8 protein-coding genes are annotated in these 12444 nt (G+C 72.5%); 4 read left to right on the top strand and 4 right to left on the bottom strand.

Features of this window, described 5'->3' with window-relative positions; genetic code table 11:
- Positions 1-115: 115 nt before the first annotated feature.
- Positions 116-1285: an acyl-CoA dehydrogenase family protein gene (locus R4Z63_RS06705; RefSeq protein WP_384446904.1), complete on the top strand. Its 1170-nt coding sequence runs from the start codon at positions 116-118 to the stop codon at positions 1283-1285.
- A gap of 9 nt (positions 1286-1294) precedes the next feature.
- Here R4Z63_RS06705 and R4Z63_RS06700 read toward each other — a convergent pair whose 3' ends face one another.
- The gene (locus R4Z63_RS06700; protein ID WP_030030440.1) at positions 1295-1744 is read right to left on the bottom strand and encodes a cell division protein SepF; all 450 of its coding nucleotides are present in this window, start codon (positions 1742-1744) and stop codon (positions 1295-1297) included.
- 284 nt (positions 1745-2028) lie between these two features.
- Between R4Z63_RS06700 and R4Z63_RS06695 the strand changes: the two genes are divergently transcribed.
- The 3 genes from R4Z63_RS06695 (at position 2029) to R4Z63_RS06685 (ending at position 6049) form a co-directional block, all read left to right on the top strand.
- Positions 2029-3375, top strand: a complete 1347-nt coding sequence (locus tag R4Z63_RS06695) for a DUF5685 family protein (protein ID WP_384446906.1) — start codon at positions 2029-2031, stop codon at positions 3373-3375.
- 1211 nt (positions 3376-4586) lie between these two features.
- On the top strand, positions 4587-5471 hold the full coding sequence (locus tag R4Z63_RS06690; RefSeq protein ID WP_384446908.1) for a S1 family peptidase: 885 nt from the start codon (positions 4587-4589) through the stop codon (positions 5469-5471).
- A 98-nt stretch (positions 5472-5569) separates the two neighbouring features.
- Complete coding sequence (locus R4Z63_RS06685; protein ID WP_037925660.1) at positions 5570-6049, top strand: hypothetical protein; 480 nt, start codon at positions 5570-5572, stop codon at positions 6047-6049.
- 24 nt (positions 6050-6073) lie between these two features.
- Here R4Z63_RS06685 and R4Z63_RS06680 read toward each other — a convergent pair whose 3' ends face one another.
- The 3 genes from R4Z63_RS06680 to R4Z63_RS06670 form a co-directional block, all read right to left on the bottom strand.
- Entirely contained in the window at positions 6074-6970 is an 897-nt protein-coding gene (locus tag R4Z63_RS06680) for a DUF4231 domain-containing protein (RefSeq protein WP_384447013.1), read from the bottom strand.
- Positions 6971-7044: 74 nt separating this feature from the next.
- Positions 7045-11046, bottom strand: coding sequence for an FxSxx-COOH system tetratricopeptide repeat protein (gene fxsT, locus R4Z63_RS06675; RefSeq protein WP_384446911.1), 4002 nt, complete (start codon positions 11044-11046; stop codon positions 7045-7047).
- Positions 11030-12421, bottom strand: coding sequence for a TIR-like protein FxsC (locus tag R4Z63_RS06670; protein ID WP_157840305.1), 1392 nt, complete (start codon positions 12419-12421; stop codon positions 11030-11032). Before R4Z63_RS06670 ends, fxsT begins: the two co-directional genes overlap by 17 nt.
- Between the last annotated feature and the right edge of the window lie 23 nt (positions 12422-12444).

The raw sequence follows: 12444 nt of genomic DNA, 5'->3' as shown, positions 1-12444 counted from the left end.
ACGCGGGCCGGCCGGCGCCGGAAAGCGGGGCTGGATTTGCCCGCCGCAGCCCCATAGCGTCAGGTGGGCGCACACCCGTGCGCCGCTGGTTCCGCTCAGGCCGCCGGGAGGCCCCGTGTCCTTCGTACCCACCGATCCGCTCGGGCTCGACGAGCTCCTCGGGCCCGAGGACCTCGCCGTCCGGGACACCGTCCGCAGCTGGGCGGCCGACCGCGTGCTGCCGTACGTCGCCCAGTGGTACGAGAGCGGGGAGCTGCCCGCGATCCGCGAGCTGGCCCGCGAGCTCGGCGCCATCGGGGCGCTCGGGATGTCCCTGGAGGGGTACGGGTGCGCCGGTGCCAGCGCCGTGCAGTACGGCCTGGCCTGCCTGGAGCTGGAGGCGGCCGACTCCGGCATCCGCTCGCTGGTCTCCGTGCAGGGGTCGCTGGCCATGTACGCGATCTGGAAGTACGGCTCCGAGGAGCAGAAGCAGCGCTGGCTGCCCGGCATGGCGGCCGGCGAGCTGATCGGCTGCTTCGGGCTGACCGAGCCCGACGTGGGGTCGGACCCGGCCGCGATGCGCACCTACGCCAAGCGCGACGGAACGGACTGGGTGCTGAACGGCCGCAAGATGTGGATCACCAACGGCTCCGTCGCGGCGGTGGCCGTGGTGTGGGCGCAGACCGACGACGGGATCCGCGGCTTCGCGGTGCCCACCGACACTCCCGGCTTCTCCGCGCCGGAGATCAAGCACAAGTGGTCGCTGCGGGCCAGCGTCACCAGCGAGCTGGTCATGGACGACGTACGGCTGCCCGCCGACGCCGTGCTGCCGCTCGTCACCGGGCTCAAGGGGCCGCTGGGCTGTCTCAGCCACGCGCGGTACGGGATCGTCTGGGGGTCCATGGGTGCGGCGCGGGCCAGTTTCGAGGCCGCGCTCGACTACGCCAGGACGAGGGAGCAGTTCGGCAGGCCGATCGGCGGCTTCCAACTCACCCAGGCCAAGCTGGCGGACATGGCGCTCGAACTCCACAAGGGCATCCTGCTCGCCCACCACCTGGGTCGGCGGATGGACGCGGGCACCCTGCGGCCGGAGCAGATCAGCTTCGGCAAGCTCAACAACGTCCGCGAGGCCATCGAGATCTGCCGCACCGCGCGGACCATCCTCGGCGCCAACGGGATCTCGCTCGAATACCCCGTCATGCGGCACGCCACCAACCTCGAATCGGTCCTCACCTACGAGGGCACCGTCGAGATGCACCAGCTGGTGCTGGGCAAGGCGCTCACCGGTCTGGACGCCTTCCGGTGAGAGCCCCGCTCAGCTCTGGTTGAAGAAGTCGCGCGAGCGGCCGCCGGGCTCGCCGCTCACGATCTGGGTGTCGGCCGGGGTCAGCAGGAAGACCCTGGTCGCCACCCGCTCGATGGAACCGCGCAGACCGAAGGTCAGTCCGGCCGCGAAGTCGACGACGCGCTTCGCGTCGGTCGGGTCCATCGACGACAGGTTGACGATGACCGGGACCCCGTCGCGGAACAGCTCGCCGATGCCGCGCGCGTCCCGGAACCCGTCCGGGGTGACGGTCGCGATCCGGCGGCCGTGCTCCACGGCCGACTCGGAGGCCACCTTGACGCGGGGGTCGGTCACCCACTGGTCACCGGGGCCCGCGACGGAACCGTGGGCGGCCTCCGCGTAGTCGTCGTCGTAGTAGCGCTCGTCGTCGCTGTCCTCCACGAGACCCAGCCAGGCACTCGCCTTGCGCACCGAACCCATGGACTGCCTCCTTTCACCGCGGTCAGTCTGTCTTTCTCTCCGCTGCCCCTATGCTCGTCCATGATGCTGACAACGCGCCAAGTGGATAGTCGCCGCGCAGGGGTTTCGTGACGGTACTGGTGCAGAACACCCGTTGCACGGTCAAGGATCCTGGTGGCTACCGCTGCTGACTGAGTGAAAATAAGACCGCCGCCGCCGTACGGGTGGGCCGCGGGGGCGTACGGGTGAAACGCGGGTCGATACGATGCCCGCCAGGCACGCGTACGACACACGGGGGAAACAGCTTGTTCGGCATAGTCAGACCGTGCACGCACCGGCTGGGAGAGCGGTTCAGAGCGGAGTGGATGGCCCATCTGTGCGGGCTGTGCCTGGCACTTCGGGGAGATCACGGGCAGTTCGCCCGGATCGTCACGAACTATGACGGGTTGCTCATCTCTGTTTTGACGGAGGCTCAGTCCGGTCCGGCACCCGGCAACCGGCGCACCGCGGGCCCCTGCCCGCTGCGCGGGATGCGCACCGCCGCGGTGGCCAACGGCGAGGGCGCCCGGCTCGCGGCCGCCGTCTCGCTGGTCCTGGCCTCCGCCAAGGTGCGCGACCACGTGGCCGACCGGGACGGGCTGTTGGCCCGCGCCCCGATCGCCGCCGCCGCGCGCAAGGTGGCCCGCGGCTGGGACCGGGCCGGTGCGCGCACCGGTGCCTCGCTCGGCTTCGACACCGCGGTGCTCGTGGACGCCGTCGACCGGCAGGCGGGCATCGAGACCCTGGCCGGCCCCGGCACTCCGGTGCTCGTCGTGACCGAGCCGACGGAGACCGCGACGGCCGCCGCCTTCGCGTACACCGCGCAGCTGGCCGGCCGGCCGGGCAACGCCCCGGCGCTGGCGGAAGCGGGCCGGTACTTCGGGCGGCTCGCCCACCTGCTGGACGCGGTGGAGGACCGGGTCTCCGACGCGCAGGCGGGCGCGTGGAACCCGCTGACCGCCACGGGGACCCCGCTCGCCGAGGCCCGCCGGCTCTGCGACGACGCCCTGCACGGCATCAGGCTGGCACTGGGCGAGGTCGAGTTCGCCGACGCGGGGCTCGCCCACCAGCTGCTGGTGCACGAGCTGCGCACCTCGGTGGACCGGGCCTTCGGAACCATGAGCTGCGGCCACACCGCCACCGCCTCGGCCGGGCAGGGCCCGAACCCGTACGGCGCGAACCCGTACGACGGCGGGAACGGCGGCAACCCCTACGGCGCGGGCTCCCGCGGGGTGAACACCCCACAGGCGCCGGGCGGCCCGCCGCCCGCGAGGTCCGGCGGCGAGTCGGGCGGCGGGTTCGGCGGCGACGGGTTCGGCGGCGGGGGTGACGGGTTCGGCGGTCTCGGCGGCGGGAGCCGGCAGCCGCAGCGCCCGCGCCGCGGCCTGCTGGCCGGCTGTGCGGTGGCCATCGGGCTCTTCTGCACCTGTCAGATCTGCTGCACCGAGCACGAGGGCCCCTGGTCGCGCAAGAAGCGGGACCCGTGGTGCGACTTCTGCGAGTGCTGTGACTGCTGCGGGCCGAACTCCTCGGGGGCCGGAGGTTCCGGAGGAGGCTCCGGTGGTGGCGACGGCGGCTGCTGCGACTGCAACTGCGGCTGCTGTTGCGACTGAGTCCGCCGAGTCCCTGAATTCGCGTCAGCTGCACGCGCCCGGACGGCGTATGCCGGGATTCCCGTCCGGGCGGGCGTGGAAGGGCTGAGCGGGATGAGCGGGATGAGCGATGACGCAGACGATCCGCACGCGGCCGGGCGGATGCGGCGCGGGCGCGGTGCCGTGACGGAGGGCACCGCACCCGTCCGGCGCGACCTCCTCGCGCCGGGCGGCCTCCGCCCCGCCAACGGATACCCGGAAGGTCGAATTCCGGCCGTTCCGGCCCCACGAGACCCCTCCTCGGGCCGCCGCCCGGGCCCCGGCCCCCGCGGCACCGGGCACCGTGCCCCGCCGTGTCTCCCGGCGTACCGCGTGGGCCCGGCGGGCGGGCGGCCCACCGCCTCGCCGACCCGGGGAGGCCGCACGACGTCCGACGCCGCGGGGCCCGCGCCCGGGATGGCCGGCGGCGCCGGGCGCAGGGGTTCCCGCAGTGTCCGCGCCGGCGCCGCGCCCCGGACCGCCACCCCCGCCGCGGACCGCGCGCCGCGCGGCGGTGCGCCCGCCGCGGACGGGTCCGTCCCGGCCGCCGGGTCCGTTCCGCCGGCACGGTTCCGGCTTCCGTCCGCGCCCCTCCGGGCGGCCGCCGGCCGGCACGAAAAGCGTTGGGCGGCGGGTGCCTTCGTCCTCGTCACCGGCGGTGCCGAGCCCTTCCGGAACGTACCCGCGACCCCGCGGCCGGGACGTTCCCCGTCGTCCGCGAGCGACCGCACCGTCCCGGCGGCGTACTCCGGGGGGTGCTCGCGCGGTTCCCGCGGAGAGCCGCTCGGCCGCCCGGCGGGCGCCGGGGTGGTGCTGCGGGCCGCCAGCGGCGTCCCGTGCCGGTGCGGCCGACACCCCGCGGGCCGCCCGCGGGCCGGCATACCCGGGGCGCGGGGCGCCGGTGCGGAGGCGGCCGGACCGGATCCCGCCGCGCCACCCGACCGCGCCGTCGCGCACTCCTTCCCCCGGCCCCTCGCACCGCCCACCGGAACACGCAGCCCCGCACGGTGAGAGGCGGCGCGGGGAGGCCGAAACCCGCTCTTGCGACCGGTATCCGACGACAGGACACTCCCGACAGCGCTTGTCAGGGGCACGGCCAGAGTCCATGCGCCCGCCGTGCCCCCGGCTGCGCCTCACGGGCTCCGGCACCCCCACGACCGTCGGGCCCCCGACCCTCTCCAGGAGGACGAAAAGTGAGGATCAAGCGCACCACCCGCAACAGGCTGCTCGCGGTGGCCACCGGCCTGGCCGCCGCCGCAGCGCTCGCCGCTCCCAACGCGGCGAACGCGGCCCCGCAAGACGGAGGATTCAGCGCCGACCGGCTCGCCACAGCCGGCGCCTCCGTCCTGCGGGCCGACGTAGCGGGCACCGCCTGGCACGCCGACCCCGCCACCGGCACCCTCGTGGTCTCCGCCGACTCCACCGTCTCCGCCGCCGCCCTCGCGAGAATCAAGCGTGAGGCCGGAACCGAGGCCGGAGCCCTGCGCATCGAGCGCATCCCGGGCAAACTCACCAAGCTCGCCTCGGGCGGGGACGCCATCTACGCCAACAGCTGGCGCTGCTCGCTCGGCTTCAACGTCCGCAGGGGAAGCACCTACTACGCCCTGACCGCCGGGCACTGCACCGACGGCGCGGGCACCTGGTGGACCAACTCCGCCCGCACGAACGTCCTCGGCTCCACGACCGGGTCGAGCTTCCCGAACAACGACTACGGCCTCATCAAGTACGCCAGCAACACGCCCACACCGCCCGGGACCGTCGGCAGCCAGGACATCACCAGCGCGGTCAACGCCACGGTCAACATGTCCGTGACCCGGCGCGGCTCCACCACCGGCATCCACAGCGGCCGGGTGACCGGCCTCAACGCCACCGTCAACTACGGCGGCGGCGACATCGTGTACGGCATGATCCGCACCAACGTGTGCGCCGAGCCCGGCGACAGCGGCGGCCCGCTCTACTCGGGCACCCGCGCCGTCGGCCTCACCTCCGGCGGCAGCGGCAACTGCTCCTCCGGCGGTACGACCTTCTTCCAGCCCGTGGTCGAAGCGCTCAACGCCTACGGGGTCAGCGTCTACTGACCGATGCCCCGCGCGCCCCTGTCGGCACCCTGGACGTCCTCCCGCCTTCTGAGAGGATGTCCAGGGCGGCCGTGTCCCCGGGGGAAGCAGGTTCCTGCATGAAACGCATTGGCGTGACCGGGCACCGGTCCATCCCGGACGCGGTGCTCGGCCATGTGGAGAGCGGCCTGCGGACCGTACTGGGCGGCCACGAAGGGCCGCTGGAGGCCCTCTCCAGCCTCGCCGACGGAGCGGACCAGCTCTTCGCGGCCATCGCGCTCGAATGCGGCGCCGACCTCACCGTGGTGATCCCCAGCGAGGACTACGAGGAGGGCTTCGACGGCGCCGAAGCGCTCGACCGCTACCGGCGGCTCAGGCTCCGGGCCACCCAGGAGATCCGGATGGACTTCGCCCGCTCCACGGACGAGGCCTACTACGCCGCGGGCACCTACATCGCCGACTCCTGCGACCGGCTCGTCGCCGTCTGGGACGGCCGGCCCGCCCGCGGCCACGGCGGCACCGCCGAGATCGTGGCCTACGCCCGGGCCCTCGGCAAGCCGGTCACCGTCCTGTGGTGCGAGGGCGTGACCCGGGACTGAGCCACCCCTCCCACCACCGGTACCTCAACTGCTGTGCCGGGCGAGCCAGTCCGTGTGCTGCGGCGAGACGTACCGCTCGGTCTCGTACACCGACGAGGGCCACTGGGACTCGGTGATGGTCGTCTGCATCACCACCATCATCGCCGCGAGGTCCTGCTCGATCAGCGTGTGCGCCTCGATCAGCGGGTGGTGGCGGCGCACCTCGTTCCAGGCGATGCCGGCTGCCGCCGCCGTGCTCAGCAGCCCCGTCAGACCCGCCCCCGGACCCGAGCCGAACGACCTCATCAGGGCGAACAGCAGCGCCAGACAGGTCAGGAGGACGATCGTCCACGACCACAAGGCCGTCGCCCGCCGGGACACCTCCGTGCGCCGCCGATACCAGTTGCGTTGCTCGATCAGCCGGTCCCGGACGTACGTCTCCCGCCGCACGTGGTAGTCCCTGCCGCGCAGCCGGTGCATCGCGCCGGTGATCTCCGCGCCCTCCGGCACCGCGCCGGCCGTGCGCGGATCCTCCCAGCCCATCTTCCGCAGCTCGGCCAGCCCGGCCTCCAGACGGGTCCGGTAGGTCTCGCCCGGATCGTCCACGTCACTGCCGAACGGCGCACCGTGGACCGCGTACCGCCAGGCGAGCGACTTGATGAACTCCGCCGCGCTGCGGTTGAGCTGCCACTGCGGGCGGGCCCGGCGCCTGGTCGCCCGCATGCCGACGACCAGCACCCCCGCGTAACAGAGCACGCTCAGCAGCGCGAACAGGTGCAGCGAGCCGAGCTCCGGCCCCGGCGGCAGCGCGGCGGCACCCGCAGCCGCGACGAGCAGCAGCAGTTGGCTCCTCGTGGCCTGCGTGGACTCCCGCTGCCGGGAGATCGCCGCCTGGTCCGTGTGGTGGAAGAGGGCCGGCAGGTCCTCGTTCCGAAAGGTCATGCTGTCGGTCACAACGCCCCCCTCGAATCGGGTGGCCGGCGACAGGGCCCCCGGCCCCGCCGCCCGCCGTCGGATCACACGGCGAGGGGCTCCAGGTCCCGGTGGACCCGCCGCTCGTCCCGTGCGTACCGGGTCAGGCTGTGGTCCTCGCCGAGCATCCTGGCCAGTTCGACCACCGCCTCGGTCCGCACCCGGGCCGCTTCCTCCGTGCGGCCCATCGAGTCCAGGCTCACCGCCATGTTGGAACTGCTCGCCAGGGTCTCCGGGTGGAGCGCACCGAGCGCCTCGCGCAGCCGAGGCACCGCGAGGCGCTCCAGCTCCAGGGCCCCCTCCGGGTCGCCCTGGTCGGCCCGGGCGTTGGCCAGGTTGATCGTGGCGAAGGCGGTGTGCGGGTGATCCGCGCCCAGCACCTCCCGCATCAGCCGGATCGTCTGCCGCAGCATCACCTCCGCCTGCTCCGCCGCCCCCGTGCCCCAGAGGAAGACCGCCAGGTTGTTCACGGCCGCGAGCGTGTACGGGTGCCGCTCGCCCGGGACCTTCATGTACTCGTCCACCGCCTCCTGCGCCAGGTCCCGCGCCCCGCCCGGGTCGCCGGTCGCGAACAGGTCCGAGGCCAGGTTCAGTTCGCAGGAGAGCAGGTCCGGGTTGACCGAGGTGTACTTGGCCCGGTAGCGGGCCCGGGTGGCCGTGGTGAGCCGCAGGGCGTCCTCCAGCTGGCCGGCCCGGCGCAGCGACACCGCCAGGTTCTTCGCCGCCGACAGGGTGCCGGGGAAGCCCCGCCCCAGCGTCCGCTTGTAGATCTCGTACGTCCGGCTGAGCAGCTGCACCGAGTCCTCGTACCGGCCCACCTCGCGCAGGTCGCGGGCGAGGTTCTGCGCGGACGACAGGGTGTAGGGGTGCTCCGGGCCCAGCACCTCCGTGCGCAGGTCGTACACCTCCTGGTCGATCTCGCGGGCCCTGCTGTACTGGCCCACCAGCCGCAGGTTCAGCGCCAGGTTGTTCGCGGCGGCCAGGGTGCGCGGATGCGCCTCGTGGAAGATCTGGCTGAACCCCTCGTGGGCCTCGGTCGCCAGCTCCATGGCCTGCGCGTACTGGCCCAGCGCGCCCAGCGTGTTGGCCAGACCGCTCGTCGTCATGTAGGTGTGCGGGTGCGAGGGGCCCAGGACCGCCTTCTGCCGCTCCAGGGTGATCTCGTCCAGCTCCTTCGCCTCCACGAACCGGCCCTGCGAGCGCAGGATGTTCGACAGGTGAAAACGCAGGTACAGGTACTGAAGGTCGTCGTTGCCCAGCATCTCCTTCCAGGCTTCGCGCAGCTCCTCGCCGAGCTGGTAGGCGGCCTTGAAGTCGCCGCGCTTCCAGAGGTAGCGGACCCGGTCGATCAGCAGCCTGCGCGTCTCCGGTTCCTTGCAGTACCGGGCCTCGGACGGGGTGAGGTGCGACCAGATGGTGTTGAACCGCGGCCACGTCTCCGGGTTGTCGATCGGCTCGTCGTCGTCCGGCCGGGCACCGGCCAGGATCCGGTGGACGGCGTGCCGGGCCTCCCGCTGCTCCTCCTCCGGCATCTGCGACCGGATCACGGCCTGCACCAGCCGGTGCACCTGGATGCTGTTGCTGACCTGGTCGACCTTGGCCAGCGCGAACCGGCCGATCTCCCGGATCACCCGGCCCAGCACCAGCTTCTCCTGGAGCGAGGCGTCGTACGGCTTGAGGGCGTCGATCATCTCCTTGCTGTAGAGCAGGTTCGCCGAGATCGGCTCGGGCGCCAGGAAGGCACACAGCTGCAACAGCCGCACAGCGGCCGGCGAACGGGACTGGAGCCGCTCTATGGAGATGTTCCAGGTGGCGGCCACCGGCTCCGGGTAACCGGGCGGCTGGTTGAGGGCCAGCACGCTCGCCGCCTGCTGGGCCAGCTGCTCCAGGTACGCGGCCACCGGGGTTGCGGTCTCCGCGATCCAGGCACCCGCCTGCTCGACCGCCAGCGGCAGGTCGCCCACCGCGATCGCCACCTGCTCGGCGTCGTCCGTGGTGAGCCCGGGGGCCCGGCGCTGGAGGTGCTCGACGGACTCCTCGCGCAGGAACACGTCCACCGGGAGCGCGTCGCCGTACTGCGACCAGGACTGGTTGCGGGAGGTCACCAGCACGTGCCCCGGACCGCCCGTCGGGAAGAACCGCTTCAGGGACTCCGGATCGTCCGCGTTGTCGAAGACCAGCAGCCACCGGGAGGAGGGCACCCCGCGCCGCAGCAGGTCGATCGCCTCCTGTGAGGCGGCCGCCATGTCCTCGCCCGTCTGCACCCCCAGCCGTACGGCCAACTCCGCGAGCGCGGCGACCACGTCGTCGGTCTGCTCCGAGGAGATCCACCACACCAGGTCGTAGTCGGCCATGAACCGGTGCACGTACTCCAGGGCCACCTGGGTCTTGCCGACGCCGCCGAGGCCGAACAGGGTCTGCGGCTGCGGGAGCACCACGGCCATGCCGCCGCCGAGCTGGTCGCGCATCCGCTCCAGCACCATGCTGCGCCCGGTGAACCCGGGATTGCGGGGCGGAGCGTTCCAGATCTTCGGAACCGTCCCCGGGAAGCGGGGCCCGGCGTGCGAGGAGCCTGCCACGCTGTCCGGCAGGGCCATGGGCCGCTCCACCGCGCGCAGCAGGGCGGCGGTGGCGTGCACCTCGTCGAGCCGGAAGAGGTCCACCGGGTTGCGGTCGATGTACGGCGTGGACAGCCGCACGTCGCCCACCCTCAAGGGCACCAGCTGGCGCCGGCCCCCGGTCGGGTCCTCGGCGGCCGCCCGCTCCCACACGTCCACGGCCCGGGCGGACTTCAGGTAGGCCGTGGAGAGCAGCACCACCGTGCGCGCGGCGGTGTCGACGCTGATGCCCGTGCCGCCGCCCAGGGTGTCCCCCGCGGAGCCTGTGCCGCCCGACGGCGGCGGCCGCTCGGCCGAGACGTCCTTGGGCACCACCCGGAAGCCCGCCCGGGTGAGCACCGACTCGATCCAGTCGGCCCACATCCGGTTCTCGGCGACATAGGACAGGAACAGGTCGGCCGGCAGCGCCGGGCGGCGCCGGGTGAAGGCGTCCCTGATGCGCAGGCGGACCTCCTCGCCGATGGCGGGCATGGAGGTGATCTCGCCGTCGGTGACCACGGCGGTCAGCCGCTCGAACGCCGAGAGCAGGGAGTTGGTCAGCCCGGCCTCGTCGCCGAAGGTGGCCAGCGTCTCCTCGTAGGCGTAGTAAGGCCGGTAGGGGATTTCCACCGCGCCCCAGTAGGACGTCAGCTCGTCCCCGAGCAGGCCGCCCGGGAACCGGTCGAACTTGAGCCGGGCGAGCGCCCGGCCGGCGTCCGCCTTCTCCTTCTCGCCCTCGTCGATCCGCATCGGGACCGGGTAGATCTTGATGCCGCGGTCGTTGAAACGCTCGTCGATCTGGCGGGCCACGGCCGCGGCGCCGTCGATGGACTGGTCGGACAGGGTGAAGCAGTCGACCAGGACGTCCGGGAGGTGAACGGTGCAGATGTCCGCGATGTCGGACAGACCGGTACGGCTGTCGATCAGGACGTAGTCGTAGTTCCGCTTCATGTCGGCGCGTAAGGCGTCGAAGAACAGGCCGCCGCCGAGCCGGTCATAGAAGTTGTCCCAGTCGAAGGTGGACACCGTCGCCGAGTACTCGCGGTTCTGCCGTCCCGCCGAGACGAAGTCCAGGGTGCCGCCGTCCGGGAACTCCCAGCCCAGGATCTCCGGCGTGAGCGAGACCGCGTGCGGCTGGATACGCGCGTAGTCCTTGTGCCAGTCGTCGGCACGCGCCACCGGACTGGTCGCGGCCCACGCGTACTCGCTGATCAGGTCGATCACCCCGGTGGTGGCCCCGAGCGTGGAGGGGTCGAGGAAGGGGTGGAAGAAGCGGTGCAGGCCCGGGGCCTCCAGGTCCCAGTCCACGGCCAGCACCCGCTTGCCGTTGGCCGCCAGGATCCAGGCGGTGTTGGCCAGCGCCATGGTGCGGCCCGTGCCGCCCTTGTACGAGTAGAAGGTGACGATGCGCCCGTCACGGCCTTCGCTGCTGTCACGACTCGCTGTCATCCGCGTCCCCCCGGTCGGTGTCGTTGCTGTCGTTGCCGTCGTTGTGGCCGCCGAACGCGTCGGGCGGAAAGGGCGCCCTGGGCGGGGAGGACGCAGGTCCGTCCATCCCCATCGGCCCCAGTAGCCGCGGTCGTTCGATGCGGGTGTTCCCGGCCGGCAGGTAGACCTGGGCGTGTCTGAGGAACTGCTGCGCCGCGGCCTCGACCACCTGGGGCAGGATCTGTCCGAGGGTCTCCATGTTGGCCACCCCGTTGGCGGCGGCCCGGCAGGCGGCGCGGCCCTGTCCCATCTTGACGGGCAGGGTCTCCTCCAGCCGCCGTGCCAGTTCGAGCTCCTTCGCGCGGCTCTGGCGGTCGTAGCGGTTCCACGGCACGACCACGTTGACCCAGGGGCGGGACTCCTGGTCGAAGGCGGCCAGGCGCTGGCGGCGGTGCTCGTCCTCCACCACCCAGCGGTCGACGATCAGGATCTCCGGCCGGGTCGGCGGCTGCTTGCTGTCGTAGTGCCCCGCCTCGTCGTCGAAGGAGCCGATGCTGGTCTGGTAGTTGAGGTTCTTGACCAGGTCCTCCGCGACGTACGCGATGGGCCGCTGGGCCACCGGATGGTACGGATTCCACTCCAGTGCGCTGTCCCCGTAGTACTCGGGGCTGCGCCCGTCCGGCAGGTCGTGCCGGGAGGCCGCGGCCACGGTCACGTGGAGGGTGCGGGCGGGGCTGCTGCCGGTGGGGCCGAAGGCGCTCGGCACCCCGCGGTAGTCCAGCGGGCGGACGGGTTCGAGCCGGACCGTCTCGGCGACCCGGACGATGCGTTTGGCGAGCTCGTACACCGCCCGCTCGTACTGCTCGGCGTACCCGCGCAGTTTGATCAGCCCGTACAGCCCGTCGGTGACATAGCGCTCGCCGAAGGTGTTGTGGTTGAACTGCAACCGCTCAGCCGGGCCCGGCAGTTGCGAGGGGGGGACCGGCACCCACAGCGCGGGCACGATGGCCTCGGCCGGCTGGTTGCTCAGCGCCCCCTGGTGGATCGCCCGCTGCGCGAAGGCGTACCACTCCTTGCCGCACATCTCACTGGCGAAGTACCGCGGCGAGAACAGCGGGACGAAGACCCGGCAGGTGGCGAGCGCCGCCCCGAGCCGCTCCGACCAGCCCTCGCCGCTGCGTATCTCCCGGTCCATGAAGCCGGCCTCGGCCCCGGCGGGCAGGTCCGTCAGCGCCATGACATGGCTGCAGAGATCACGGAACAGGCGCTCCACCCACATGTCGGGGTCGGGCCCCCCGGCCCCGAACCTCGGTGTATGCGCGTAACTGAGAAAAAAATACGGCTGCACTGATGCGGGCACACGCCCCCCGTCCCGAAGATGCGAGCGAAGAAACATCATTCCGGAGCTGCTTCGCCACA

Source organism: Streptomyces sp. PL-29 (assembly GCF_058344425.1).
Note: the sequence above shows the minus strand (reverse complement) of the source record. Positions and strands in the feature narration are given on the sequence as shown.